The 25,712-nt window shown below is 41.5% G+C and carries 26 protein-coding genes and 1 other RNA gene; 12 read left to right on the top strand and 15 right to left on the bottom strand.

Annotated elements, in window-relative coordinates:
- Positions 1–54 precede the first annotated feature (54 nt).
- Entirely contained in the window at positions 55–414 is a 360-nt protein-coding gene (gene bamE / locus OC193_RS03475) for an outer membrane protein assembly factor BamE (RefSeq protein ID WP_009848326.1), read from the top strand.
- A gap of 181 nt (positions 415–595) precedes the next feature.
- Here the strand turns inward: bamE and OC193_RS03470 are convergent, their stop codons facing one another.
- Both OC193_RS03470 and OC193_RS03465 read right to left on the bottom strand, forming a co-directional pair.
- A complete protein-coding gene (locus OC193_RS03470; RefSeq protein WP_009848325.1) occupies positions 596–907 on the bottom strand; it encodes an RnfH family protein in 312 nt (103 codons plus the stop codon).
- A gap of 3 nt (positions 908–910) precedes the next feature.
- Positions 911–1,339: an SRPBCC family protein gene (locus OC193_RS03465; RefSeq protein ID WP_017106599.1), complete on the bottom strand. Its 429-nt coding sequence runs from the start codon at positions 1,337–1,339 to the stop codon at positions 911–913.
- Positions 1,340–1,458: 119 nt separating this feature from the next.
- On the opposite strand from OC193_RS03465, the gene smpB reads away from it, so the two are divergent.
- From smpB to OC193_RS03450, 3 genes are all read left to right on the top strand, one after another.
- Positions 1,459–1,944, top strand: a complete 486-nt coding sequence (smpB, locus tag OC193_RS03460; RefSeq protein ID WP_004735156.1) for an SsrA-binding protein SmpB — start codon at positions 1,459–1,461, stop codon at positions 1,942–1,944.
- A 66-nt stretch (positions 1,945–2,010) separates the two neighbouring features.
- Positions 2,011–2,377, top strand: a transfer-messenger RNA (tmRNA) gene (gene ssrA, locus OC193_RS03455).
- 166 nt (positions 2,378–2,543) lie between these two features.
- The gene (locus OC193_RS03450) at positions 2,544–3,785 is read left to right on the top strand and encodes an integrase domain-containing protein (RefSeq protein WP_048666254.1); all 1,242 of its coding nucleotides are present in this window, start codon (positions 2,544–2,546) and stop codon (positions 3,783–3,785) included.
- Between the two features lie 229 nt (positions 3,786–4,014).
- Here the strand turns inward: OC193_RS03450 and OC193_RS03445 are convergent, their stop codons facing one another.
- From OC193_RS03445 to OC193_RS03415, 7 genes are all read right to left on the bottom strand, one after another.
- On the bottom strand, positions 4,015–5,949 hold the full coding sequence (locus tag OC193_RS03445) for an SMC family protein (protein ID WP_048666253.1): 1,935 nt from the start codon (positions 5,947–5,949) through the stop codon (positions 4,015–4,017).
- Complete coding sequence (locus tag OC193_RS03440; RefSeq protein ID WP_048666252.1) at positions 5,942–6,454, bottom strand: hypothetical protein; 513 nt, start codon at positions 6,452–6,454, stop codon at positions 5,942–5,944. The genes OC193_RS03445 and OC193_RS03440 overlap by 8 nt, the downstream gene beginning before the upstream one ends.
- Positions 6,441–7,652 carry an ABC-three component system protein gene (locus tag OC193_RS03435; RefSeq protein WP_048666251.1) on the bottom strand — a complete coding sequence of 404 codons (1,212 nt, stop codon included), beginning with the start codon at positions 7,650–7,652 and terminating at the stop codon, positions 6,441–6,443. Before OC193_RS03435 ends, OC193_RS03440 begins: the two co-directional genes overlap by 14 nt.
- Before the next feature lie 213 nt (positions 7,653–7,865).
- Complete coding sequence (locus OC193_RS03430; RefSeq protein ID WP_048666250.1) at positions 7,866–8,069, bottom strand: AlpA family transcriptional regulator; 204 nt, start codon at positions 8,067–8,069, stop codon at positions 7,866–7,868.
- A 216-nt stretch (positions 8,070–8,285) separates the two neighbouring features.
- Positions 8,286–8,744 (bottom strand): RNase H family protein, encoded by a 459-nt coding sequence (locus OC193_RS03425; protein WP_048666249.1) that lies wholly within the window; start codon positions 8,742–8,744, stop codon positions 8,286–8,288.
- Positions 8,745–8,841: 97 nt separating this feature from the next.
- Complete coding sequence (locus OC193_RS03420) at positions 8,842–9,408, bottom strand: hypothetical protein (RefSeq protein ID WP_048666248.1); 567 nt, start codon at positions 9,406–9,408, stop codon at positions 8,842–8,844.
- The gene (locus OC193_RS03415; RefSeq protein WP_246847921.1) at positions 9,405–9,614 is read right to left on the bottom strand and encodes a helix-turn-helix transcriptional regulator; all 210 of its coding nucleotides are present in this window, start codon (positions 9,612–9,614) and stop codon (positions 9,405–9,407) included. The genes OC193_RS03420 and OC193_RS03415 overlap by 4 nt, the downstream gene beginning before the upstream one ends.
- 169 nt (positions 9,615–9,783) lie before the next feature.
- Between OC193_RS03415 and radC the strand changes: the two genes are divergently transcribed.
- The 5 genes from radC (at position 9,784) to OC193_RS03390 (ending at position 14,014) form a co-directional block, all read left to right on the top strand.
- Positions 9,784–10,260: a RadC family protein gene (gene radC, locus OC193_RS03410; RefSeq protein ID WP_048666247.1), complete on the top strand. Its 477-nt coding sequence runs from the start codon at positions 9,784–9,786 to the stop codon at positions 10,258–10,260.
- Positions 10,257–10,691: a DUF2787 family protein gene (locus OC193_RS03405; protein WP_048666246.1), complete on the top strand. Its 435-nt coding sequence runs from the start codon at positions 10,257–10,259 to the stop codon at positions 10,689–10,691. The genes radC and OC193_RS03405 overlap by 4 nt, the downstream gene beginning before the upstream one ends.
- A 98-nt stretch (positions 10,692–10,789) precedes the next feature.
- Positions 10,790–11,233, top strand: a complete 444-nt coding sequence (locus OC193_RS03400; RefSeq protein ID WP_048666245.1) for a DUF2787 domain-containing protein — start codon at positions 10,790–10,792, stop codon at positions 11,231–11,233.
- Positions 11,234–11,750: 517 nt separating this feature from the next.
- Positions 11,751–12,467: a hypothetical protein gene (locus tag OC193_RS03395; protein WP_048666244.1), complete on the top strand. Its 717-nt coding sequence runs from the start codon at positions 11,751–11,753 to the stop codon at positions 12,465–12,467.
- Positions 12,468–12,571: 104 nt separating this feature from the next.
- Positions 12,572–14,014, top strand: a complete 1,443-nt coding sequence (locus OC193_RS03390) for a hypothetical protein (RefSeq protein WP_048666243.1) — start codon at positions 12,572–12,574, stop codon at positions 14,012–14,014.
- A 72-nt stretch (positions 14,015–14,086) separates the two neighbouring features.
- Here the strand turns inward: OC193_RS03390 and OC193_RS03385 are convergent, their stop codons facing one another.
- Complete coding sequence (locus OC193_RS03385; RefSeq protein ID WP_048666242.1) at positions 14,087–14,791, bottom strand: inovirus Gp2 family protein; 705 nt, start codon at positions 14,789–14,791, stop codon at positions 14,087–14,089.
- Between the two features lie 196 nt (positions 14,792–14,987).
- On the bottom strand, positions 14,988–16,556 hold the full coding sequence (locus tag OC193_RS03380) for a hypothetical protein (RefSeq protein ID WP_048666241.1): 1,569 nt from the start codon (positions 16,554–16,556) through the stop codon (positions 14,988–14,990).
- A gap of 206 nt (positions 16,557–16,762) precedes the next feature.
- Between OC193_RS03380 and OC193_RS03375 the strand changes: the two genes are divergently transcribed.
- The 3 genes from OC193_RS03375 to OC193_RS03365 all read left to right on the top strand — a co-directional run bounded on the left by OC193_RS03375 (position 16,763) and on the right by OC193_RS03365 (position 19,935).
- Positions 16,763–17,611, top strand: coding sequence for a coiled-coil domain-containing protein (locus OC193_RS03375; protein WP_048666240.1), 849 nt, complete (start codon positions 16,763–16,765; stop codon positions 17,609–17,611).
- Positions 17,612–18,370: 759 nt separating this feature from the next.
- The gene (gene hipB, locus OC193_RS03370) at positions 18,371–18,619 is read left to right on the top strand and encodes a type II toxin-antitoxin system antitoxin HipB (protein ID WP_017110259.1); all 249 of its coding nucleotides are present in this window, start codon (positions 18,371–18,373) and stop codon (positions 18,617–18,619) included.
- A complete protein-coding gene (locus OC193_RS03365) occupies positions 18,619–19,935 on the top strand; it encodes a type II toxin-antitoxin system HipA family toxin (protein ID WP_048658807.1) in 1,317 nt (438 codons plus the stop codon). The genes hipB and OC193_RS03365 overlap by 1 nt, the downstream gene beginning before the upstream one ends.
- Before the next feature lie 124 nt (positions 19,936–20,059).
- Here the strand turns inward: OC193_RS03365 and OC193_RS03360 are convergent, their stop codons facing one another.
- The 4 genes from OC193_RS03360 to OC193_RS03345 all read right to left on the bottom strand — a co-directional run bounded on the left by OC193_RS03360 (position 20,060) and on the right by OC193_RS03345 (position 25,627).
- Complete coding sequence (locus OC193_RS03360) at positions 20,060–21,940, bottom strand: ATP-dependent zinc protease family protein (protein ID WP_048663713.1); 1,881 nt, start codon at positions 21,938–21,940, stop codon at positions 20,060–20,062.
- Positions 21,941–22,245: 305 nt separating this feature from the next.
- On the bottom strand, positions 22,246–23,055 hold the full coding sequence (locus OC193_RS03355; protein ID WP_048663714.1) for a M15 family metallopeptidase: 810 nt from the start codon (positions 23,053–23,055) through the stop codon (positions 22,246–22,248).
- Between the two features lie 81 nt (positions 23,056–23,136).
- Positions 23,137–23,865 carry a DUF429 domain-containing protein gene (locus OC193_RS03350; RefSeq protein ID WP_048663715.1) on the bottom strand — a complete coding sequence of 243 codons (729 nt, stop codon included), beginning with the start codon at positions 23,863–23,865 and terminating at the stop codon, positions 23,137–23,139.
- A 49-nt stretch (positions 23,866–23,914) separates the two neighbouring features.
- Positions 23,915–25,627 carry a class I SAM-dependent methyltransferase gene (locus tag OC193_RS03345; RefSeq protein ID WP_048663716.1) on the bottom strand — a complete coding sequence of 571 codons (1,713 nt, stop codon included), beginning with the start codon at positions 25,625–25,627 and terminating at the stop codon, positions 23,915–23,917.
- Between the last annotated feature and the right edge of the window lie 85 nt (positions 25,628–25,712).

The following is a 25,712-nucleotide window of genomic DNA, read 5'->3' as shown; positions in this document are numbered from 1 at the left end:
TGCTGGAGCTTGTTTATTATCAGGCAGTATTTTAGCGAAGAAAGATCTCAAACTATGCGAATTAAAAAGTGGTTAGTTGCAGTTCCACTTGCACTAACAATGTTGACCGGTTGCTCTCTATTAGAGAAGTTGGTTTATCGAATTGACATCAATCAGGGTAACTATGTTGAACAAGAAGCTGTCGACCAGCTCAAGTTTGGCATGACAAAAACACAAGTTCGTTACGTTATGGGCTCACCTATGCTTATCGAAAATGGCTACCCAGATACGTGGTACTACATTTACCACCATCAGAAAGGTCACAACGACCCTATTCAGAAAAACCTTGTCGTAAACTTTGATGCTACGGGCACTCTAGTAACGATCAATGGTGATTTTGAAGCCAGTGATGAGTTCTTCGAAAGCCTTCGCTAGCTTTCCAGTCAACAAAACTCTCAGCCGATAAAGCTATCAGTCGACAAAGCAAGAATCGCAAAAGCCTGCTCATATGAGCAGGCTTTTTAATATCTGCTAACAAATTAGCTGCTGTGTCTAACTAACAGGCACAAAAAAGCTCGCAGATGCGAGCTCTCTTCTAACTTAAATTTGTTTAGCATTACGATTTAGCTGCGGCCGCTTTTGCTTGTTCAGCACGCTTGCGACGAATCTCTTTTGGATCTGCCAATAGCGCACGGTAGATTTCGATACGGTCTTTATCACGAACCGTCGCATCAAGCTTCACGTTACGGCTGAATACACCAACCTTATTTTTCGCTAAGTCGATCTCTGGATACAATTCCAAAACACCAGACTGCGCAATGATCTCTTCAACGGTCGCGTGCTTGTTCACTACCAAAGTAAACACACGCTGTTCATGCGGAAGTGCAAACACAACCTCTACGTGGATCATATCCGATTCAATAGTCATGGCTTAGTAAACCTGTTTCGCGCGTTGAGTAAAAGCACTGACCATATTGCTCGTCAGCTCATTGAAAATCTTACCAAATGCCATTTCAATCATTCGGCTAGAGAACTCAAACTCTAGCTTAAGTTCAACCTTACAAGCTTGCTCGTCGAGTGGAGTAAAGTACCAACCACCCTGCAGCTTCTTGAACGGGCCGTCCACCAGCTCCATCAAAATCTCTGCACCATCCGCTAAACGGTTCGATGTAGTAAATGTTTTGCTGATACCAGCTTTAGAGACATCAACCGAAGCCACCATAGTTGAATCTGAAGATTCGATCACACGTGAACCAGAACACCCTGGCAAAAACTCATGATAACGAGCAACATCATTGACCAAGCTGAACATCTGGTCGGCACTAAACGACACTAATGCTGAACGAGTAACCTTTGGCATATAGACTCCTGTTAAAGACAGCGTTACATTAACACAAACTGCAATTTTAATTGTATTGGGCCAGAGCGCAAATAAAAAGGATTCCCCAACTAGGGCGCAATCCGTATAATGAGGCCATTATGGCAAAGAATAAATCAAAATCAAAAGCCGGTAGTAATACCATTGCGCTTAACAAGAAAGCTCGCCACGAATATTTCATCGATGATGAGATAGAAGCGGGGCTTGAGCTACAAGGCTGGGAAGTAAAATCCCTACGTGAAGGCAAAACCAATATCGCAGAAAGCTACGTTTACATCCGAGATGGCGAAGCATTCATCAGTGGTATGACGATTACTCCGCTAACTCAAGCGAGTACTCATATCGTGGCGAACCCAACACGTATTCGTAAACTCCTTATGTCGAGAAAAGAACTCGACAACCTTATCGGTCGTATTAACCGTGAAGGCATGACACTTGTCGCAACCGCACTTTACTGGTCTCGCTCTTGGGCGAAGATTAAAGTTGGCGTTGCGAAAGGTAAAAAGCTGCACGATAAACGTACTGATATGAAAGAAAAAGATTGGGCGAGAGATAAAGCACGAATTATGAAGAGTAATTTGCGTTAATTTTAAGCACTTAAACGCACAGTGCTAGACAGGGTAAGCTTTTCTGGTACTATGCAAATAACACTTGGGGCTGATTTAGGATTCGACAGGAATTTTGAAGTCTGAGGTGCATGCCGTGGGGCGGTTGGCCACGTTAAAAGCCGCAAAAAAATAGTCGCAAACGACGAAAACTACGCACTAGCAGCTTAATAACCTGCTCAGAGCTCTCTTACCCTAGCTTCCGCTCGTAAGACGGGGACCAATAAGAGATCAAACCCAAACTAGCTAGCGTGGCTTCTCCCACCTGAGAGGAAAAGCGCGAATTATAATTCAGGTTAGCCTTTAACTAGCGTGTCGGTTCGCAGGTTGCTGGTGAAATTAAAGATCGACTAAGCATGTAGTACCAATGATGAATGATTTTTGGACGCGGGTTCAACTCCCGCCAGCTCCACCAATTCAACATCTAAAGACGTCCACGGGCGTCTTTTTTTGTACCTGCAACAACGTAAAATCAATAAGTTACAGTACACTCACATCTACAGACATCTACCCACATCTTTGACTTTTAGTAACCAATGTAGGAACCTTGATATTGTGTTCCTAACTTTTGGTTCCTAACTATGCCAAGACAAACAAAACCTCTGACAGCAACCGAAGTCAAAAATGCGAAGCCCAAAGACAAAGAGTATAATTTAGTAGACGGTCAAGGGTTGAAGCTAAGAGTACTTCCTAGTGGCTCAAAACAATGGCAGTTAAATTACTACCGCCCGACCAATGGTAAACGCACTAATCTGAACTTGGGAAGGTATCCAGATGTTTCTCTTGTACAAGCAAGAAAAAGTTCTATGGAAGCAAAAGAGCTGATCGCTCAAGGTATAGATCCTCAAGAAGAAAGAAAGCGCAAGCTACAAGAATACAAAGAGAACCACGAGCACACGTTCTTAAAAGTTTCTGAAGATTGGTTTGAAATTAAAAAGCACGATGTCACCCCAGATTACGCTGTCGATATTTGGCGATCATTGGAATTACACGTATTCCCCCAGTTGTCTGACATACCCGTAAAAGACATAACAGCACCAAAGGTTATTGAGCTTCTCAAGCCTATAGAGGCCAAAGGCAGTTTAGAGACGGTTAAGCGATTATCCCAACGACTTAATGAAGTAATGAACTTTGCTACGAACTGCGGCCTAATCCAAGCCAACCCTCTAACTGGTATAAGAGCTGCATTTAAAAAGCCTAAAAAAGAAAATATGGCTGCGTTAACACCAGCAGAGCTACCAGAACTGATGGGAGCTATAGCTAACGCAAACATTAAACGAACTACACGTTGTTTAATAGAGTGGCAACTACACACTATGACTCGCCCTTCTGAAGCATCGGGCGCACGTTGGGATGAACTAGATTTTGAGAACAAGATTTGGATCATTCCACAAGAGAGAATGAAAAAAAGAAGAGAGCACCGCATTCCTCTCACAGAGCAGATGCTGGCGCTTTTGGAAGTGATGAAACCGATCAGTGGGCACAGAGAGTTTATTTTTCCTTCAGACCGAGACCCAAAGAAACCATGTAATAGCCAAACAGCTAATATGGCACTAAAACGAATGGGGTTTGCAGGTAGATTGGTAAGCCACGGTCTGAGATCACTGGCAAGTACCACTCTGAACGAACAAGGTTTTGAAGCAGATTTAATCGAATCAGCTTTAGCACACGTAGATGACAACCAAATACGAGGTGCGTATAACCGCACCGATTACTTAGAGCGGCGACGTCCCATCATGATTTGGTGGAGTGAGCATATAGAAAAGGCTTCTAGAGGTAGTTTATCTGTAACAGGGACCAAACAGCTAAGAGTTGTAAGTTGATAGAAAACGTTTCCTGCTAACAAACGTTTCTGTTTGATTTACGTCATATATTCCCAACATTACTACTTTGACTAGCAAGTTCATAGTATCGCTGCAATATGTTACCCCTAGTAAATCAAAATGCAGCAATGATATAGTTAAAGGAAATATAGATTATTAATTATCTATATTTCCTTTTAAACATTATCCAACAGAAATTAATTTCTGCATATGAACTTAAATAGTTGTGCTAATCTAGATAGTCATTAATTAAACCATAATCAAATTCAGGCTCACTCTTACTGAACCTTTTTGATACATGGAATATATCTTTTCGATCGCGAGCAGTTACTGCCAAGTCGTTATCGACCACAATGATTTGATAATTTTTACCTTCTTTATTGGCATATTCAGCAATAGATAATAGTTGCTCATATACTCTTTCATAAACCTTTTGATCTGATGATACATCATCATTATTTACATCTTGACTACGATAGCGACCAATATTATTCCCCGGGGTATCTATCATCATAAAGGTTGGAAAGTTTGAATTATTCTTCAATGAATACAATATCTTTGATAAATAAATGCCTAAAGAAGTTATTGTTCTAACTCCGCCAGATGTAAGTTCAGTAAAAAACTTATTCCTAACTAAATAATCTAGTCTATCATCAACCATTGAAGACTCAACATTATTCAACAAGCTATTAGACATGTACATATTAAATTCTTGACTTAGTCTACCAACAACCGTATCACTGTCTTCTGAATTTTCCTTAGCATTGATTAGATCACCATCTAATCTTCTCATTATCTTTTCAATATTATTCATCTCTACAGAGATAATATCTAGCCTATTGACAATGGATCTATCTCTAGCAAAAATTTTCTTATTTGATAGTAAATCAACTTTCTGCTTCTCAAGAAGGGAAATTGACTCTACAATTTCTGAAACTTCTTTTGCATATTTAGTATCAAATGAATATTGTATTTCTTCAATTCCATGTCGTGCTTGCTCTATTTCCTTAGCGTTAGAATCGATGCTTTCTCTAACTTCATCTATTAGAGAGTTTAAGTTCCTAATTTTCCTATCTAAAGATTTTTTTTCTGAACTTAAAATACTAACTGGTATTCTTGATTTTTCTATATCTCTATTTTTGGGGATATTACATAGAGGACACTTAATTTCTGTAGAATGAATAGAATGAAAGGTAGATTCAACCTTTATTGACGTTGAGATAGATCGACGTTCTTCGAGGTATGAATTCCTTAACTTTACATAACTAGACAAATCAGTATTGTAATCTTTGTTTTTGTACTGAGATTCCTCAATTAACTTACTGTATTTCTTAAGTCTGTTCTCAATTTCTTTTGTCATGCCAGATGCTTTTTTGTAGTCTTCTTTTAATAAAGACACTTGACTATCTAGCATTTTTACAGCGTCATTATTTTCTTCTTCTTTTTTCTCAAAGTCGATAGAAAAGTCGAAATTAACCCTATTCAAAAACTTAGTTATTTCATTATATTCCCGTTTTTTCTCATTTAGTTTTTCTTGCTGCTTTGCTATTGCAGATTCGAGCTCAGAGATATTTTGATTATGAATGTTAAACAAAAACTTCATTATCTCTTTATGCTTAACATATCGATACCTTTCATTCATGTTAAGCAATGAATCTGATGCTATATCTTTTTGCTTAAGATATAAAAACTTTAGTAAATCTTTAAAACCAACTCTATGCATCGTTGAATCAGTTTTACTTGGCGAGATCTTAACTTTAGTAATAGGTAATCCTAATAGATCCATTATAAAGAAAGATATGTAACCATCGGGCGCATCACCATTTAAATCCGGAGACAGTATTATTGGAGCAATATCTGGATTGACAACCCCTCGATATCCCTTAATATATTGCTTCCTGTTAAATAGCTCACGCTCAAATATATATGTATCATCATTTATTTCGACAGTAAGCCTTACAGACCTTGCACTTTCTTCAAGCTCATCATAACTATCAAGACTTGATGCCCCTAAGCAATATGAAATCAAGCTCAATATACTACTTTTACCGCAGTCAAGATCACCCCATATTATATTAATACCAGAATCAAACTCTATCTCGTAATTTTTTCTAGTCCCTAGGACAGTCAGTTTTTTTATAATTAAACTAGGTGAATTATTCATACGAAGCCTCAACTAAAGATGAAAACAATTCTTTTTCAGACTTGCTAACGCAAAATTTCAATCGTTTTATATTTTCTTTCCACGCAAGAATAAGAGGGTCGTGTTCATTTATATCAATATGATTTTTAACAGATATTAAGCTATAGTTTTTATCTATATTAAACTTAAGAATATCTAGATTACATAGCTGTATAACATAGTCTTTAACCAATTGCCCCTGTATTGACTCTCTTATACTGTCTCTATTTTTATAGGAAAAACCTTCATCTATACTTTTAAAGCTAGTATCTATAGATTTGTTATATTTTAGCAGTATGCTCTCTACTATGCTTTCGCTCACTATAGCTGCATTAAAAAAACAAAGCTTTTCCATCGTTAGTACTAAGCGACCATTTCTATTTAATTGCAACTCTCTTACAATTAAATATATCCTTGTCATATTTACTGTAGGTTCACTCAATACATCTAAATATGGCATATAATTAGCGTCATCAAACTCCATCATGAGCCTCTGAAATATCCTTATTACACCAAACAACTTCTTGATCGACTATGTTAGCTAGTTGATGAAGCATGCCTATCTTCTCTAAGAAAGATACGCTTTCAATAGCAGAGTCTAAAATAGTAGAGTCTTTGTCTTTTATTTCACCATGTACTTTATAAACTAACTCAGAACTATCTATTTTATTTTCATCATAAAGGTAGAATTCATTCTGATATATGAACTTTATCTTGTCATACAACTCATTTAACCTGTCAACACTTCTCTTATTTAATCGACAAGCTATCTCCGCCTTAAAATAGGACTCTTTCGACGATTTAATCAGGCTAGTATTAACATCAGCAATAATTAATTTTATTACAAATAATTCTTTCTCATAACTTTTAAGTTTATCTATTTTGCTATCTTTAAAATCCTTTTCGATCACAATCCCAGATAGTCTCTCTTTAACAAAGTCTCTTATTAAGATAAATGATGTGCTATTTTTACTTACTGGTTTGCATATGCTTGTATGATCTTCATCGTTAACTTTAAATACATCTGCTTCATCAGCACTGTTTGGAACAGCGCAATGCGGCAAGACCACTTCATCATCTAAAGAAACCAAGTACCTCGACTTGGGTAAATAACTTTTGTTTTTACTCCATTCCTTCTCAAGGTTCATTGTTTGCTCATTAAGGGGTTGGAGTTCAGTAATATGCTTATTTTTACTAAATGAAAGAAACAAGGCTTGTAGGGAACCATGGTGGGGGGTAGCAAGGGAAATGTATGATTTGATATTGTCCACAGTCCCACTCTTGAGTTGAGACAATATCAAACTTTTTGCAACTAACCCTCCCATGCTATGGCCTATTAGGATAATCTCTCGATGAGCATCAAACCTAGCTCTCAATTCCGATTCCAGACCACTAGCCAACTGATCTATCGTTTTATTTTTACGTACTTTTTTACTCTTTGACAGTATTTCTAGAGACCCAAAAATTGGTAGCTTACTTAACAAGCTAAATGAATGCTTAGATACGAAGCCATTCATGAATTCAGTAATCTTACTGAAGTAGTTGTACTCAAAAAAATCACAGTACTCAGCAATTACAGCATCATCTTCGCGTAAAAGCTCTTGTAATGACTTACCATCATCATTAACCCAAGTATCTGTGTTCCCTCTCAAACCGTGTATAAAAACAACTGCTACTCTATCCATTATATACCTCCTAGCGCATAGTGATATGCAATTCAGTTAAATGTCAAGAAGCCTTTAGAAACCCCCTCATAAAACCATGATAAATTTGATATTTATCTATATTTCGAATGCTGATAGTTCCTATGGGTAGTTTTCAACGATTGTGGACCTATGCTAGTTTTATAGCAGGAAGACGCAAAACTCACGCTCTTGCACTTTGGCTCAGTGCTGTCATCAGTTAAAAAGTCCCTTATTGGCCCTATTACGCACCAACACCCTCCACTCAAGCCATTTTTCGACATCACTATCGATCCAAGCGACAGTCCTTGAACCTATAGGCACACTGGTTGGGAACTCCCCTTCTTTGATCTGGCTGTAGATTGCAGACCGACTTAAACCAGTTTTTTCCATCACATCTTTTAATCGTAAAAATTTCATTTTGTTTTCCTTATTTGAAAATCCAATAGAGCACTAAAGACCCGTCTAGGGGTTTGAAGACGTCCCAAGGCGTCCATATACAACGACATAAAGTACCGTTAGCTTCTAGTCCTTACGCTCTACTATCTAGAGGCGGCGAGTAAGTTTGGCTGGCGCGATTTTTTTTCATATCATCACCAGCCTTTGAGCTTCTGGGAAATTAACTTCCTTCTTGAGTTAGTAGAACGGTTCTTTGTCATCGAAACAGGACTTAGCAAGGGTATTCGCCTTTTGCATTTTGTTCCCCATATCCCGAAGCTTCTCCAGATGAACTTCCACATACTTTTCTGACCGCAAGCTATCTACCTGCTGCCATAGTTGTCGGTAGACCACAGACTTTCTGTCCGCCTTACGCCAACCTTTAGCTTTCCACCTGTCTAACCACTCGTTATAACCCCGTTCGCAAAACGCACTGCTGATAAAGACTTCATCGCCGTCCTGTGCGTAACTCAAAGCTTCTACTAATGCAGAGAGTTCAAGTTCAGTGTTACTTTCCACCTCTAACACTCTAATTCGACATTCATCAATTAAATGGCCTCTTGTGCTATACACGGACAATCCGATACTGCCCTGAGCATCGCTGTTGCGGTTTGGATTCATGGCAATGCTGACGTAGATTGATTGTGATTCGTTCATGAGCCGCTTTCCTTTTTGGTTTTAATTTGGGTAGCCAGAGCTAGGACAGCCATCCTCTAGCAATGCATAGGTTTCGTTTAAATGGAGAAGAGCACTGTTACACAGACTCTACTGTGCGCTTCTTGCTGGGAAAAAAGCCTTGTAGGTGATGGAAACGGTGTGAGGCAGGATGCGTAATATCCGGTCCAATACCAGCAAAGGCTCTCTCAAGGGTTTCGATGGCATCGCGGTATTGTGGACTTCCCGGCCTTAAGCAGAGATAAGTCTGACCCGGAGAAAACTGCACTAAATGCGTCACCATATGGCTACCTGTCATTAAGGCACTCGCCCAAGCCATACTGACCCAACGTTTAACTTGTTTCTTAATATCGTCTGGCAACTTCCGCCCGAATGCCTTCAGATTGAATGTCACGGCAACCAGAAACCGCGTCGAACTGTCTTCAACCGTCAGTTTCTTAAAGCTCACTAAGATTGGGCAAGCAAAGCCGCCATGACTTTGCTTTTTCAACTGGTTCGCCTGCTTTTGTAATCGGTAGAGAAAGTCGTGCATTAGGCGGTCACCTTCTCTTTGCTTCTGTACCGACGCTCTGAGTTTCAGTTTGACTATCAACGCTTCAGGGTAACGGTTCAGAAAAGTAGAAAACTCGGATTTAGGAAGACTCATGCAGCTTCCCCATCTATCCCTTCATCACGCTCCCTTATACGCTCCAACACCCACTCTTCTATTTCTGATATCTCCCAAGCCGTAGCCCTTCCTCCTAGAGATACACTTTTAGGAAAGGTCCCTTCGTTCATGTACTTGTAGATGGTGGCTCTCGCCAATCCAGTTACGTGCATGACTTCTTTCAAACGGATTAATCGAATATTCATTGTGATGTCCCTCATCTATATCGTTCAAAGATGAAGGGCAGTCAGTAAAAAAAGTCCGAGAAGGTCTCAGTGAGTCCACGTCTCTCACATCGCCTGACTAAAAATCGATTCAAAGAAAATTCGAGTACATATCATCGAAGTGCGTATGACCATTAGAAGGAATTCATTTATGCACAAATCAAACAGTAAACATTATTCATTTCAAGGGGCTGTCTCAGAGCACCAGATATTAGAGAAAGCCGTTGAGATTTTAGAGAGTCGATTGGTAAGCGGAGATGCCTTTACACGTCCGAATGACACGAAAGCCTTTCTACGCTGCAAGCTAGGAGAATATGAGAGAGAAGTCTTTGGGGTTATGTTGCTCAACAACCAACATCAGTTGATTGAATTCAATGAGTTGTTCTTTGGCACGATAGACAGCGCTTCAGTGTATCCACGAGAAGTGGTGAAGTTGGTACTTGAGAGAAACGCCTCAGCGGTGATTTTTGCTCATAACCATCCATCAGGTGATTCCAACCCATCACAAGCTGATAGGCGCATTACAGAGCGTTTAAAGGATGCTTTAGCACTGGTTGATGTGCGAGTACTCGACCACATTGTGGTGGGCAGTGATTGTGTGTCTTTTGCTGAGAGAGGTTGGTTATGAATCGTAGTATCAAACGTAATTTTAAACTCGACTTATTCCACCAGCTTGTCGAGCTCTTGATTGAGCAATATGACATTCCCACCGAAACAAAACGAGTGGCGCTTAATCTCAAGGTCGCAAGCTTCTATCGCAACCGAAGCGGGATACAGCCCATAGAGGTGCAACTTGAACGGGCTAACCCTAACGAACCTTGGGAAGTGCGGTTTGTCGCTTCTTTTGATTACCCCACACCAGAAGCTGAGAGTGTTGATGTAGCTTTGTACTTCAACTTCAAGCATCAATGGTTCTACCAACCAGACATCCAACGATGCGAGCTCAATCGGCCTGAGGTGCAGTCGCTCTTCATTAGCTGGCTTAAGGCGTTCACCAATCACCTAAAGGCATCACAGTTCGATACACAGACGTTAACGGTTGTCAGTCAATTCCAATAGCCACTGTCTCTCAGCTTCAAACATCCCCTCCACATTCGATTCAAACCAAACTCAGATACATATCATTGACCTGAACAAAACGATTGAAAGGAAAAACTATGAAACCTCAAACACTCACCATCACAGCGCCATACTCGCCAGTCTCTCAGAAGCTTAAGAGCCTGTTGAAAAGCAAGATGGAGACATTCTGGAAACAGAACCCAACCAAGAAGGACTGTGAAAGCCTCACCATTAACTTTCGAGATACCACTTACAGTGCTGAAGCGGGAGGCTATCACCCAGTAGAAATCATGTTGTTGAAAGAAAATGAGAGCCAGTATCAAATCCAATACCTCACGGACTTCGCTTACCAAGGCAACGTCTACCCAGAGCTAGAGCGTAATGTGGATTTTGATATTGCTAACGGACAAGCGTTCATTGCCCCTATGGGGTGGCAAGCAATCGATGCTTATGGGATCAATGATTTCTACAAGATATGGGAGAGTAACTTTCTGTCGTACTTAGATATGGAGTCTTATGATCAGATTGAAATAAGTAATTGATACCAAGCTTGATACACCCTCAATGGTAGGTACAGGTGTTGCTACTGCACCTGTACTTTAAATCTCATTGCATGAATGAAGATTACATTACTCATCCATTTTTAGTGGTTACAATCAAAGTCAAAAGAGAAGAGAAAAAAGAAATAAGGATGTCGTACTACGTACTCCAATTCCTTTATAGAGACCCAAGCCTTTTTTACCTATCTCTCTACGCACCTGACCCTAGTACTCGAAAGTGCTAGGGCCAAGAGCAATGATGACTCACTACTCTCATAGATATAGGTAAGTTGAGTAAAAAATCTCAATGCTAGCAACCGCCAGCCTTATACCTCCCTTGAAAAGACATCCAGTTGCACAATCCGTGATCATTTACACAAATCGAATACTCGATTTTTCAGCCGACAAGTAATGCCCGCTCGCTCACTACCATCACCATTATTTACTTCACGCGAACACATTCGAACTGACTTCAATTGATTCACTTCGATGGTCCACCGTGTTTATAACCTAATGAATTATGGCAACGAAACCTAATCTATCTGAACACGTATCTCTGCTTTTTGAGATATACAATCGTGTACCACATTCACACAAGGTAACGGCACAAGAAATACAACTCCAAATTTCAGCAATTGGATTAGTCCGTGATATTCGCACTGTCCAACGGAATCTGGAGATCTTGGTTAAACACTTGGGGGTTAAGAAAGACACTCGTGATCGGCCTTACGGTTATCACCGGGCAGCACAACCGCTAAAAACATTTGGACCAAGAGAAAGTATTTTGCTTCACCTTGCTGAAAGCTGGTTAACCAGTAGTTTCCCAGCAGAATACACATCAACCATTAATTCTGTTTTTACAGAAATCCACAACCTGAAAACACGGAATGCCTTAACGAACGTCAATCGTAGGCCACCGTATGCCATGGTGGCGTCTAACCCAATACTAAAACGAAACTATAGTGCTTCATTCAATACCGTCTTTGAGCAACTCAGCTACGGGATCACAAACCAACATATCGTCAACCTCATCATTGCAGAAGGTACGTTATCGATAGAGCCATTGTGCTTCTGGGCACAAGCTAATGCTTTCGTTGTCGTGTACCAGCAGTCAGATAAAACCTATCAACACATTGATATAGAAACTATACAGCGCGCCTCTGTGTCGACATTCACCTTTGAGATATCAACGGAAGTTGGGGTTATCAACTACCTACAATCTCTCGATTCTTTCTAAACCTACCCATGACCACCAAGCTCACTGGTTTGGTGGCCGTAAATCGCGAACAAGTTACTAACGACCCAGCTTCACTCTCTTAAATTTACTAAAAAGGAAACATTATGAAGTCATATACTACGTCTATTGCAGCAACGGTCTTGTCTGCCTCTTTAATCGCCTGTGGAGGTGGAGGCTCCGACACTGCTTCATCGTCAACAGGGACCACTCTAAAAGGAACAGCTATTGATGGGTACATTGAAGGTGCTCACGTCTATTTGGATATTAACTACAACAAGAAGTTTGATGTCGGCGAACCCAACTTCTTCACCGATAGTGATGGTAAATGGTCAATGCTAGTAGATGGTCGATTCGGTGGCTGTGAAGATTACGTTCCTGCTGTCATTGATGTACCTGTTGGTGCAATCGATTCTGACTACGGTGAAGTAACTGAAGCTTACCAAATGATTTATCCACCACGATTCACTGTGGCGACAGATGAGGAAATAATGAACACCACCCCTCTCACGACTATCATTTGGGATACAATCCAAAATGAGCTGTACTCTGAAGGGACCACCTTAACGTGCACTGAAGTGAAAGATAACTATGAGCTTCGTGAACGAATCAAGGCTAGAGTTCAAGAGCAAGAGTTCCGTGTAGCTCAGCGCTACAACGTTACTGTTGATGAATTATATGGGGATTACATTGAAGCGGGCGACACTGACCTACACGCAAAAGCAGTAGCTCTAGTTCCATCAATGCAAGCATCTTACGCTGACACCGTGGCTATTGAAGCAGCTAACCCTAATGCGCAACTAGCATGGGTTGAGTACTTCAACGGTGAATGGGATGAACGTAGCGAGTATGCTCCGGGCTGGTACAAAGAGATTTACCTAAACTTTGGTGAGTCTGGTTGGTCTCAATCTACTGAGTCTGTAACGGATGACCTGAAAACCGTAACGGGTATGGTTGGCTTCTACAAAGGCAGTAAAGAAACAGTGAACGGTCTTACTTACGAATGGACCACTCTATTTTCTGACACTGTAGACAACACTCGCTGCGTAGCTAACGAGTGGATAGAACAAGACCAAGAAACTGGCTTCGGTGTACGCAATACATTCACAGCGCCTGAAGTTACAGCTTCTGCATGCGACGCAGTTGATTGGAATGCACATGTTGGTTCTGTAGCACAACAACTAACTACTCGTGTTAAAACAGCTAACAGCAATACTACATCACAACACTTCTTCACGAGCACTACTGATACTGGCTTAGCACACCTAGTGAAAGTTAACCCTGCTAACGTGGCAGCTTCTGAACTAGATGCAGTAAACTTTATCAGCACAGACTTCGCTAACGAAGACTCGTATGGTGCGTCTACATGGAGCCGTATCCAATCAGTAATGAATCCAAACGACGATGTAGCCCAAATGACTACAACTCACACCAACACTAACGCGTGGTCTCGTACTACCGTATTCGCTAACGGTACTTACTCTGAACAGTGTTCTTTCGATGGAGGCTCGAACTGGGTTCCTAAAACTGGAGATAATTGCGAATCGTAACCACATATCAAGAAGGTCAGCTACTGACCTTCTTTTTTTGCCCCCCTTACCAAGCAAGGCTTTAAGGATATATTATGTTTCTAAAGGCGCGTTATCAGACCATTTAGACATTTGGCTACAACCGTAACTGCGAAAACCCTTCCCGTACTGCTTCGTATCAACCTTAGCCAAGTAGCTCATCCAGTAGAACACTGACTCATAAACACTCACTTTCCTTTGAAGATAACGACAATATTGTTCAGTAGCTGGAATCTCCTGTACGTTGAGCATGACAGGCTTACCGGGAAACTCCACCAGCCCTTGGTTATCATCTATAGCCATATCCAGTACTCTTGACCAAGCTTCAGAGAGTATATATCTCAGGTGGTTTTTATTCTGATAGCTAAAATCACCCAATCGATGAAAAGTTTGTCCATTCAGTAAGAAGAATACGTGATAGTACTGGTGGTTTGAGCTGTCCTGCTCTCGACACCAAACATATCTAACCGAAGTAGAATGGACTCTATTAACTGCTTTCCTTCTACGCTCCACAGTACGCTGGACTCGTTGTTTAACACCTTCAACAAATCGAGTAATCAATTGCTCTAAATTCAACTGACTCTCGGTATCCACTGGCACTCTAAGTAGTACAGGGAAGATAAAACTTCTTGGGTGTTCTAGTAACGCATCGTTCAGTACTCGATGTGTTTGTTCGAGATAACGAGTTATCAATGAGTAGCGCCTATTAATTGGTAGCCCATTGAACAGGGAACCTTGATGGATGGAATAACTGGACATGTACCTCTCCTGTAGATGTTTAGGTCTACAAGAAGAAGCTGTATCGATATTTTTTATCTCAGCTATGGTAGCGAACAGTGTGGCTGGGGTAAGTATATATTACCTTTTCCTACATTCTGTCTTCAGGTGTTTAGCTGGGTTTATGCCTACTACATCCCCGGCTAGTCGGTAATTTAAGCGGCAAAAAGCGATGAACTTATTTCTTAGTGTTTCTTTTCTTCAATCCATCAAACTCCGGATGTAAATCCGAATGGCCTCTCAACACTTTTTGTGCAATCGACTCCCAACTATACACATTGACATCGGTATAGATAACATCCCCCTCGTCCTTTCGTTTTAGAGCGCTGCCTTCCACAGATACCGCATTTGAAATAACCAACTCTGTGCGACGTTGCAACGTTGAATGGGCATACCTAATTTCAAAATGGGAAATTCGCTCACCAAAGCCGTGAGTAGGAACGAGCACAACCTCATCAGGTAAAAAGTCATAACCATATACCAACATCAAAAAGGACTTACATCTTCGAGCTATCATCGCTGACACGTACAGTGCTAGCTGTATAAGGTTTCCGTAAAGTCTTTGTGGTTCACTCATTTCTGGCTCATTCTCAAAAAGGATAAGTTGCTTGGTTTGCTGGAGTACTCGTCGGCAAAGAAGCATTGCATGTTTTTTTTGGTCATTATTTATCACCATACTCTTTGGAAATACTGACTCCCATGAAAGTAGGTCCTTAACCACAATGTTTCCATCGAGCTTATCAATACTGTCCCAGCTATGAGTTAAAATCGCAGATGCAATATCACACATCCATAACTGAAGACGATCATGCGAAGTCACATTCTCAAAGAGTTGTCTGAAGGATAGAAAGCCTAAGCCGTTTGCGATAACTTGCGCGTGGGATGGGAAACGTACTTTCGATAGTTCATACTGAAGCTCTGACAGTTTCTGTTGTTCCTTACGTGCCTCATCAGGATTTTCAGCAAGAGCTATCCTGTTTTTTTGCTTAGCGAGCTCATCCCAGTTAAAAAGCCCACTCATCGAAAGTAATGCTGACGCTTCAGTTTGCACACAGTCATCAAACTCACCATTTAGATTTACAACTAAACTGGACGGTTCTCTTAGCTCATCAAACAAAGCATGTGACAAATTAAAATAGTAGCGAGTTTTCGTTTTACCAAAAAGCTGTCTGTTGGACTGGCCCGATACAACCTTCCGGAAGATACCCCAATCTTTAAGCTTTTTTATTAGGGACTTAAACCTATCTCCGCGAATACCCATTTGCTGACATATTTCATTCGCACTGACTTCCACGTAGCCAAGCTCGCTTCCTGTCTCATCCCAAATCTTTAGAAATGTAAGCAGCATCAAACGCTGAGGTGCTGTGAGCATCAAACCTGACTTACCTCCATCGTTCTTCTGATGTGCGCATGAATACCTGTTCTCAACAATATATTTCACACCGGGAAAGTCACTACCACTGTTTAATGTCCACCAGATTAGAGGCTCTGACAGAGAATAACTTTTCATGGCGTCAGTAAATTTGTACTCACGATAGCCAGAACCTCGCCCCTGATATACCTGCTCAACGAGCAGGTAGCCCTCACTAACTAGTTGCCTTAGAAGAGCACTTACAGTTTGAGTCTTAATGCTGTACTCCGAGGCAATATCACCAATACGCTTGCAAAAATGATCATCAAGCTCTGATGACTTTAAAAGAGATATGACAATCATTTTATCTGCGGGTTTCAGCTTCAAAAGCAGCATAGGGTTATCTCACATACCAATAAAAAAAAGGAACAAAACAGGGTATATATGGCAATGTATACGAGTTTAAAGACAAGTTAAACGACAAGTTCTATACTAATTTCGACACAAGTTTTGTTAATGCGAACCTGATCATGTTGTGTGTTCTCGTTGTCTGGCACGATGTTATGATCGCAACAACTTATTCGTCGCATAGCAGTAGAACAATGTCTAAGATTGATAGTGAAAAACTCAAAAAACGTTTAACTTGGATTACGCCCTCAAATAGAGAGCAAGCTGACTGGATTAGGAATTACCTTGAATCTCATAGGAAACCAGATCCATGGTTTTCTCCCCATGGGCTAAAATCACTAGCACCTAAAGAGTATGTAGAAGCATTTGTATCTGCGGCATATCACGCCGTGGATGGCGACAGTGTAGATTACGATCGAGTTGAAGGGGTAAAGTCATTATGCAACAAACTTAAAGCGGCTTGGACTTCGAAACAACGCAGAAAAAAGAACACCAACAAAACTGAAACCGCGTTTACATTGAGCAAAAGTGGGCGCTCGCAACTGGAGAAGCTAGCTAAAAATCAGAATTGTAGCTTCAGCCAAATTGTAGATGCCTTGCTTAAATCAGCCAAGGATATACTGTCACTAGAGCGTAAGTTGAAAAGTGAAGACTCAGAACAAACTGAATCGACTGGAAAACTACAGCCTCTCAGCGAGCTACTTTCCGGAGAAATCGAGGATTCAAAAGTTGAAGACGATGCTATAAATCAACTTCATGAAAGCCTTAAACAACTGAATAACGAGCTAAGTACTGCTAGAGAGCATAATGATAATCTAGTAACTCAAGCAAACAAACATGAGCAAGAGATAGTAAAACTAAACGAAGAAATAGCTCAACTACGGCTAGAAAACGAAGATTTTAGGGCGCAGAGATGTGATCAAGATGAGATGACATTTATACAACCGCAAAGCTCAATTGAGAATAACTGCAACGAAAGCGTGATAACACAGCCAGTTGACTCAAGAAAAGGATTCGACTACAGAAAGAAATATAATAAATAGTCTAGTTTCAGGGAAATTTGCATTTATTTTAATTAAGCAAATAGCTTTAGTAACCACCTTAGTAACCAAAATAAAAGTCAAACCAATTGATAACCAAAAAAATCAACAACTTAAGGGTTAAGTTCAACTTACGCCAGCCCACCAAACGTTTGGAAAGGGCGGTAACTCACTGAGTTATCGCCCTTTTTGTATTTATAATCATTAATTATGCTATTAGTACTAAAAGCAGATACTAAACGCGCCACCTTGCACTTTCGCTTTCAACACACCTTCAAAAGCCGTAAATAAATCAAACGTAGCCTCCACACATCCAACTTGGATGATGCTAATACCTTGCGTTACCATTATTTATTTCTTAATCACCTGTGTTTTCACTCACAGGGTGATGCACAGTGTAAGTGCTTTTGATTGCCATAACTTTAGTTTAGAACCATCTCGTTGCGCTTCAAAGTCAGTATTTCTAATTATCTCTTGTGTGGCATATTTGATCTACTTACGTGTAACTATCACCTCACCTTACCCGCATGGATAATCGCCAATCGCAAAAGAACTTAGCGACAAGTCTAACAAAGGCTGGCATCCACCTTCTTGCAATACCTCTTTAAGCTAAAGGCTTTGATAATCCTACTTTATCCTCTACAAGGTATATAACTTGCAATATCCCCTACAAGGTATAAAGTTACATATATCCCTTTGTTGGGATAGCACGACCAATATCCTCTAATGGGGATAAAACATCATAGTAAGGAGTGACAACTTGTGATTTATAGCCCACAACAATTAGCCAATACTTTACTGCTAATACGCCAAAAGAATAGGTGGACTCAGTCTGAGCTGGCAAAAAAAGTAGGGATAAAACAAGCAACCATTTCGAACTTTGAAAATAGACCAGAAAAGGCAACTATTTCAACAATGTTCAAGCTTATCCAAGCATTAGATCTCACCCTTAAAATCGAACCCAAAGATGCAAAAAATAGTCAAAGCACTGTTGATGAGGAAGATTGGTAATGCAACAACTTAATGCCTACATGAATGGTGAGTTGGTCGGTACTCTCACAAAGCAAAACAATGGCTCTCACGAATTTAAATATAATGAGTCTTGGCTCAGTAACGACAAATCTCGCCCATTATCTTTATCCCTTAAACTACAAATACCTACGATAACTTCTGATGCCGTTATCAACTACTTTGACAACCTGCTACCAGACAATATTGCTATACGTAATAGGATTGTTGCACGCTATCAAACGGCTTCAAATCAACCTTTTGATCTTCTGAAAGAAATTGGCAAAGACAGCGTTGGTGCCATTGCTCTGCTCCCTCCAAGTCAACCCTATATCGAGAACAAACTGTCATACGAACTTCTTGACGAATCTCGGCTTGAAAAAATCTTAGCAGCCCATCATTCCAATATTCCATTAGGTATGATTAAGGAAGAAGATGATTTCCGAATATCGGTTGCTGGCGCTCAAGAAAAAACAGCATTGCTAAGGTTGAACGGAGATTGGTGTTTGCCTAAAGGGAATACACCTACAAGCCATATCATTAAGCTACCTATTGGTGAGATTAAGCAGCCCACATCTATTCTAGATCTGACTGAAAGTGTCGAGAATGAGTTCATCTGTATTGAGTTAGCTAGAGAGTTGGGGTTTGATGTTCCGACCGTCGAGATCATCACAACCCATAATTATAAAGCCATTGCTGTTGAGCGTTTTGATAGACGTTGGATTAAGGATCGTACACACCTACTGCGCCTTCCTCAGGAAGATATCTGTCAAGCCAAAGGAATCCCTTCATCGATAAAATACGAAAGTGATGGAGGCCCCGGAATCGCCGATATTATGAAGCTACTTGAAGGCTCATCCAATGCACTGGAAGACAGATATAACTTCATGAAGTTTCAAGTTTTCCAATGGGCTATAGGCGCTATTGATGGGCATGCAAAGAACTATTCAATATTTATTGAAAAGCAAGGTAGTTATCGCTTAACACCATTTTATGACATTTTGTCTGCTTACCCTATCACGGGGAAAAAAGGACTAAACATAAGAAAATTAAAGTTAGCAATGGGATTAAAAGCAAGTCGTGGTAAGAAGTACCAAATAAGCAAGATCTACTCTCGCCACTTTCTTGATACAGCCCATTCAGTTGGCTTTAATTCTGATAGCATGCAAAGCATATTGGATGACATGCAAACTGAATTACCCAAAGCAATTGAGCGCCTCGCCGCACGCTTGCCTGAAGGTTTCCCAAAACACATAACCGAAGCTATCTTTGATAACTCTATTGCCATGCTTAACAAATTGAATTTGAGCAAGAACTAGATCATTCCCCTCTAGAGAAGATAGAACTTGATGTACTTTATAGAGCTCTCAACAAACAGCCACACATCCCAATACTGAAATGTGTGGCTGTTTGGAACGGTTCTATTACAAACTTAGTTAGGGGTTACTCCACATCACCTAACAAGTAATCTTCATCGCTGCTGACTACTGCGCCGTGTTTCAGGAAGTTCTTACCTAGGATCATGCTGTATTCAAAGCGAGAGCGGTCTTGAAGATTTACCCTCACTTCTTTCTCTAAGTCACCGAGCTTAACCTTCATTTCAACGACAGGGCGAATGTTTACCTTCTCGCCTTTCTTGGCCTTAATGCGCATCACATCAATCACTGGCTTGGTGAACTCTTGCTTATCGCCTTGGTTGTTTTGATAAGTAAAGGTCACCATGTCTTGGCCATCTTTCTTGAATCGTTTGATGTTCACCGCGTTCATTGAGCTCACATCCGCGCCAGTGTCGAGCTTGGCCGGGAACTTCATGCCGTTCACTTCAACGACTTCGATGTGCCCTACTTTAAACAGCGGCTCAGCTTTCAAAAGGTAGTCAGAGCGAGTGTTCACATACACACCGTCTTTTGCCATCTTCTTGCCTAAAATAAAGTACGCTTCTTTCTCATTCGTATTGAGCACATCGATGGCAAACTCTTGCGTACGAACGTTTCCAGACACCGCAAACTCACCACTGACAACCGGACGAGTATCATCACCGACTTTAAGCTTCTTAATAATTGGCTTGGTCACCTTCTGCTTCTCACCGTTTACATCCGTAAGGTAAAATTCAACGGAAGCCTCTTTGCCTTTGCCTGTCATTTCAAAACTGTCGACCTTCAACAGAGGCGTGTTGACAATGAAAGAGGCAACGGCCTTGAGTGGGAAGTCATCAAGGGTGATGTCCTCTTCTGGAGAAATAACCAAAGGTTCACTCTTTTTAGCAACATCACTAAAGCTCTCTGAACCTTCAGAAAGAATATTTTCTGCATTGGTGTCAATCATGAAAAGTTCACTGGCAGTGCTGGTACCAAATCTCAACTGCGACTCACTACTCGAGCGCTCACGTAGGTACACCAGAACGTCTTTTGTGGTGTTTTCATCGAGTTGAACCGGCACATACACCAAAGGTCTCTTCTTACCACTCACGCTTAACATACGAACCAACGGCAACGTCATCTCTTTTTGCTTGCCGTCGTTGTCGAACATATCAAACGTCACTTCTTTGTTCTTTTTGTCTATGTCGATGTCTTTTGCATGCAAAATGCTGTAGCGGTTCTTTAAAGAGAATGTCGCGTTCATCGCCATTCCGGAGATAGACACCACCTCTTTGCGGCCAACAACCGTCGCGTTTTCCTGCTCTTGCAAATAGTCGTAGCCTGCAAACACTAAGGCGTTGTCAGCAAGAAAGGTTTTGCCGATCAGCACTGGCGCAGAGAAGTGACTTCTGTCCGTCAGGTTAACGTCTGTTTTTAATTCTTGATCCGCAATGGTCAGCGACATTTTTACGGTAGGACGAAGTAAAGGCGTGCTGCTAGTGCGGCTGCGTATCATGCTGACACGCTCTAAAGGCGCTTCGATTAATACCATGTCTCCCGTGCGTGGGTTTTGGACCTTAAAAGACACCACAGCTTCATATTTCGCAAAGGTGCTGCCATCCCAATCATCGTAATCAACATCAGAATTGTTCAACAGGTCTTCGGTTAACGCCGCCATCAACTCTTTGTCTTTGAGGTTTTGGTAATCGGGATTAGAGCTCTTCACATGAATGTCTTCAGCATGCATAGAAGTGGTTTCTGCACCGGTATCAATTTTACCAATGAAAGGAACGTCTTTTAGCCCTTGAACGCTAGATAGGTACACGTTCTCAGTACGGCCTAATACCGACTTACCATCGAGTTCGTAAGTCGGATTTTGCGTGGTGTGTGAAGTGTCTGTAGCCAAAGAATATTGTGAAAAAAGTAGAGTGCTTAAAAGAGTTAGAGCCAAAGGTATCTTTTTCATTAGTTGGTCCGTTGTGATCAGTTCACTAATAATACTGGCGAATAGGCAAGAAGTTCCCCCACCAGCGATGGTTCTCACATAACGTTTACGCTATGACTTTTTCAATGACAAACCGATGACTTTGCGCTGCATTCGCTTATCGATTATTGACTAATGGATACCCAATAACCTTTTCAATGCTCGGTGTTCTATTGGAGAAATGAATACAAAAAAGGCCAACGACAAGCGCTGACCTTAGCTATTCAAAACACACCTGAAGCGAGTTTAACTTGCTAAAACACAAACGGTTCTAGATAAACATAGCACTAAAAAGTCCCGACTGTTTTCTTTGCACAGATAGCTCGAGCTTTTTCTGCGTCCTCACCTTTATTTTTGAGATAGCACTGTCGATAAGATTCGACGTAGCGCTCAAATAACATCTTAGCTTCAGGTTGCGGTTTAGAGAGCAGTTGGCTAACAAACTTTCTTGAGCCGACCTCAAAATGCTGAGAATCGATTGGGCTATTCCAATCCCCTCCCCAGATCATAAATCCGTGATGGGCAAAAAGCTCAACCACATCTTCAGCCATGCCGCGGCGTTCAAGTTCCTCACGCGCACGAAAGCGAGTACGGTTCACATAACTTGTCGCAGATTGTGAAGGCTTTACCGTGATCTTTCCGTTGCTATCGAACTCTAAGAAAGGATTTTGAACTGGGTTGATGTCTATCGCCACACCATAAGCATGCTTCGACCAACCACCTCCACCTGTAATAGGACGAGCATTAAACGCACTGCTGTTGTTCGCGTCCATTGAGGCGTTATCGTCACCTCTGAATTCACGCATTAGGCGAGCGGAATGAAGAGGAAAATTGCGCTGTTTGAGATCCGAAAAAATTTGTTCAACAGCAGGTGCAACCACATCAAGCACGATCATATTGCCCTGTTGCGTTTCCCCTTTGAAATTAATGAAATCGAAATCCACTTTGGATAGTCGCTCACAACCGACAGGCGCACCACTACTCAAGACATTGTTCTTTTTCATCATGTCGCATTGCCATTGAGATATAGGGGCAACTTGGCCGTAACTCGCAACACTGAGAACAGTGGCCAGCCAGCCGACAATAAAACGTTTCATATCAAAGACTCAAAATAGTAAGTGTGAAAAGTAGCAGAAGTTGGAAAGTAACATATTAAGCCAAGTGGAGCGCACGCTTTGTTAGCGCGTTTTGTCCCAATAGACAATCTCTCGAACTCTTCCGTTCTGATCCTTATCAGCCTTTCCGCCGATTTCAGAAAGCTCAGGCAAGCACGACAATGTTGGAGCGTGATAAGCAATCAACATCAAAATGAATGCGTCATAAATATCGTCTATCGCGACGTCTTTACGCTTGGTATTTAAAATGGCCAAAGACAAGCCGTCACACCATTGAGGGGCGAGTTGCTGAATAATAGAAAGCCGTTCCTCTTTGCCTTCTTGCGTTCGTTTGGAAAACGTCAGCGGTTCACCTTTCAATGCTGCAAACACCACCTCAGGATGTGATTCCCTTATCGAAAGGCTTGGGTGAGATTCAATGAGTTCATCAAGCTCGCGAATCTTGGGCACAATTCCCCAAGTCTGTTTAGAAAACTTCTTATCAAGCTGCTCAACATTAGCACTGCACGCCGCAATGTAATCGGTTTGGTAAACCGCCTCTCGACACGGAACAGGAAACACGGAAGAGCCACGTTTGCTGGTGAGGAAACGTCTTGCTGTTTTGTCGCATAATCTATCTGGAGTCAGTGAATCGCTAAAGCCAATCGGCATATCGATTAATGTTGTTGATCCCGTAAAATCATCAACCAGCTCTTCGAGGGTCTTCACCACCTTGAACTCAGGTGTTTCATTGCCAGAGACAATCCAAGCGATCCAACCCGCCTTGCAGCCATCAATTCCGATGTATTTCATCGTTTACTCTACCGTTACTCAAAGGATTAAATTAGAGGGTAAATTGCGATCAGTGCCACTCATTGATTAATAGTCGGCTTTTCACACCGCGTACCTGCAAACCCATAGCGTCAAACACCTCTTCGAAATCTCGACACTGTGATGGAATATTGGGTAAAGAAAGAGCCGCTTCCGAAAAGAACTGTTGTTCAAAATGAGCGGAATCGTTCCACGCCAATTGCCACCATTCGAGAATACGAGACTTAGACGCACGAAGTTTTTCAGCAGTAGGAACTTTGTCACTTTTGCTTAGATTCTCTTTGCTTGTGGTGGGAAAGAGGTTCCACTTGTCGTTATTCGGCCAATAAGCAAAAGGCAGACAGTGATCAACGTGATACTCGTTTTTTAATGATTTTCCACTCCAAACACTGACAATGTCTGCCTGATCAGCTCTAAGCTGTTCAACTCTTTTGCGTACATCACGAGTATCATGGTTTCGGTCAATCCAGACTAAACAGTCGTGATAGGTCTGTAGTGATATGTTGCGCTGTCGATTTAACTCAAAACGCTGCATCTCCATCACCCATTGATTCACCACCAGCGGTTCAATCCAAGAATGGTAAATTCTAAAGCACTCCCACAGGCTTTCATCGAGAGTGAAATAGCCAAAGCTTTCTAGGAACTCACTATCAATGACCAGCGATTCTCGGCTCTTACGTCGCTGCTGAGGTGGGAGTATCTCAAACAGCTTATTCTCTTTAGAGCCATGATAAATAAAGGTCACTGGACCCGATTTAATAGTACTGATCGTTTGTGAAAACAGCTTCTGCAATGCTTTGGCTTCCTCGCCTAAAAACATAGTACCAATAGCTAGATCATCGGCACTAAGATGCTTTAGTTTGTTCCAACCATCCATTTTTACAAATCCGAGGCCTTTACTCGTGTTGCTATTTTGCTGAATCCCAGCGCCTTCTATATCGATATCAATCAAGCGCTTAAACTGCCTAACCCAATACAGAGCGACCAAGCCCAATGGTAGAGAAATTTCCCCATCAGTTCGATCAATCACAGCGCCTGAATGAGCATCCGCAATTCGCAGTAATGTTCTCAACAAAGCCAACTTGTATGTGGCCGACTTGTTGTCATTCACAATAATGTGGCGCACCTTGTTCAAGTCACCGGAGCCATCGTCTGGCAATGTCATCACCACGGTTTGCCACCACACTTCATTGCGGTTCAACCTATCTTGGCTATCATCAACATGACGAACCAACAAGGCGCTGTTTTTTGATAAACGCTCGAGCTCTTCAACTGAGACTTCATAGCCTTGTCGACTGTCTTGAAACTCCCCATGACGCAGAGTGATCACCAGCTTGCCATTTGGAGCTAGCAAGTTAGACAATTTTCTAAATGCACGCTCTCGATGAGACGGAGCGAGATGCATCCAAACCGCACTCACCAATATCAACTCAAAACGCATTCCGAGGTTTTCAGTGCGGCTAAGCGAGGGGAGTGAATCATCAATCCAGGTAACACTTGGGCCTGTATATTTCGAGCCTTGTTCGCGTAATGACGCACTAGGTTCTATCGCAATAACATCAGCTCCGGCTTTGTGCATCCATAGCACATCACGACCGCTCCCTGCACCGATATCTAGTACTTTATCGCCCTCTAAAGGCCAGTAAGCTTGCCAGCTTTTATGTACCGTCTCGAACGTAACTGAGTTGTACTGCTGGCAAAGTGTGTGAGCATTTTTATCGTAAAATGGAATCGATGAGGACATATGCGTTATTGGAGTAAGGAGTCTATCTCAATAGTAATGGGGAGCTTGGGCGATTGCTAGCAGCTCATGTAAGTTCAGCCACACC

This window comes from Vibrio crassostreae, assembly GCF_024347415.1.
Taxonomy (GTDB): Bacteria; Pseudomonadota; Gammaproteobacteria; order Enterobacterales; family Vibrionaceae; genus Vibrio; species Vibrio crassostreae.
Note: the sequence above shows the minus strand (reverse complement) of the source record. Positions and strands in the feature narration are given on the sequence as shown.

Coding starts and splice junctions, on each gene's coding strand:
- OC193_RS03400 (WP_048666245.1), top strand. CDS start 10,790: ATGAAACCTCAAACACTCACCATCACAGCGCCATACTCGCCAGTCTCT.
- OC193_RS03355 (WP_048663714.1), bottom strand. CDS start 23,055: ATGAAACGTTTTATTGTCGGCTGGCTGGCCACTGTTCTCAGTGTTGCG.
- bamE (WP_009848326.1), top strand. CDS start 55: ATGCGAATTAAAAAGTGGTTAGTTGCAGTTCCACTTGCACTAACAATG.
- OC193_RS03450 (WP_048666254.1), top strand. CDS start 2,544: ATGCCAAGACAAACAAAACCTCTGACAGCAACCGAAGTCAAAAATGCG.
- OC193_RS03395 (WP_048666244.1), top strand. CDS start 11,751: ATGGCAACGAAACCTAATCTATCTGAACACGTATCTCTGCTTTTTGAG.
- OC193_RS03375 (WP_048666240.1), top strand. CDS start 16,763: ATGTCTAAGATTGATAGTGAAAAACTCAAAAAACGTTTAACTTGGATT.
- radC (WP_048666247.1), top strand. CDS start 9,784: ATGCACAAATCAAACAGTAAACATTATTCATTTCAAGGGGCTGTCTCA.
- OC193_RS03425 (WP_048666249.1), bottom strand. CDS start 8,744: ATGAACGAATCACAATCAATCTACGTCAGCATTGCCATGAATCCAAAC.
- OC193_RS03360 (WP_048663713.1), bottom strand. CDS start 21,940: ATGAAAAAGATACCTTTGGCTCTAACTCTTTTAAGCACTCTACTTTTT.
- OC193_RS03385 (WP_048666242.1), bottom strand. CDS start 14,791: ATGTCCAGTTATTCCATCCATCAAGGTTCCCTGTTCAATGGGCTACCA.
- OC193_RS03420 (WP_048666248.1), bottom strand. CDS start 9,408: ATGAGTCTTCCTAAATCCGAGTTTTCTACTTTTCTGAACCGTTACCCT.
- OC193_RS03435 (WP_048666251.1), bottom strand. CDS start 7,652: ATGGATAGAGTAGCAGTTGTTTTTATACACGGTTTGAGAGGGAACACA.
- OC193_RS03415 (WP_246847921.1), bottom strand. CDS start 9,614: ATGAATATTCGATTAATCCGTTTGAAAGAAGTCATGCACGTAACTGGA.
- OC193_RS03445 (WP_048666253.1), bottom strand. CDS start 5,949: ATGAATAATTCACCTAGTTTAATTATAAAAAAACTGACTGTCCTAGGG.
- smpB (WP_004735156.1), top strand. CDS start 1,459: ATGGCAAAGAATAAATCAAAATCAAAAGCCGGTAGTAATACCATTGCG.
- OC193_RS03365 (WP_048658807.1), top strand. CDS start 18,619: ATGCAACAACTTAATGCCTACATGAATGGTGAGTTGGTCGGTACTCTC.
- OC193_RS03345 (WP_048663716.1), bottom strand. CDS start 25,627: ATGTCCTCATCGATTCCATTTTACGATAAAAATGCTCACACACTTTGC.
- OC193_RS03390 (WP_048666243.1), top strand. CDS start 12,572: ATGAAGTCATATACTACGTCTATTGCAGCAACGGTCTTGTCTGCCTCT.
- OC193_RS03470 (WP_009848325.1), bottom strand. CDS start 907: ATGACTATTGAATCGGATATGATCCACGTAGAGGTTGTGTTTGCACTT.
- OC193_RS03440 (WP_048666252.1), bottom strand. CDS start 6,454: ATGATGGAGTTTGATGACGCTAATTATATGCCATATTTAGATGTATTG.
- OC193_RS03465 (WP_017106599.1), bottom strand. CDS start 1,339: ATGCCAAAGGTTACTCGTTCAGCATTAGTGTCGTTTAGTGCCGACCAG.
- OC193_RS03380 (WP_048666241.1), bottom strand. CDS start 16,556: ATGCTGCTTTTGAAGCTGAAACCCGCAGATAAAATGATTGTCATATCT.
- OC193_RS03350 (WP_048663715.1), bottom strand. CDS start 23,865: ATGAAATACATCGGAATTGATGGCTGCAAGGCGGGTTGGATCGCTTGG.
- OC193_RS03405 (WP_048666246.1), top strand. CDS start 10,257: ATGAATCGTAGTATCAAACGTAATTTTAAACTCGACTTATTCCACCAG.
- OC193_RS03430 (WP_048666250.1), bottom strand. CDS start 8,069: ATGAAATTTTTACGATTAAAAGATGTGATGGAAAAAACTGGTTTAAGT.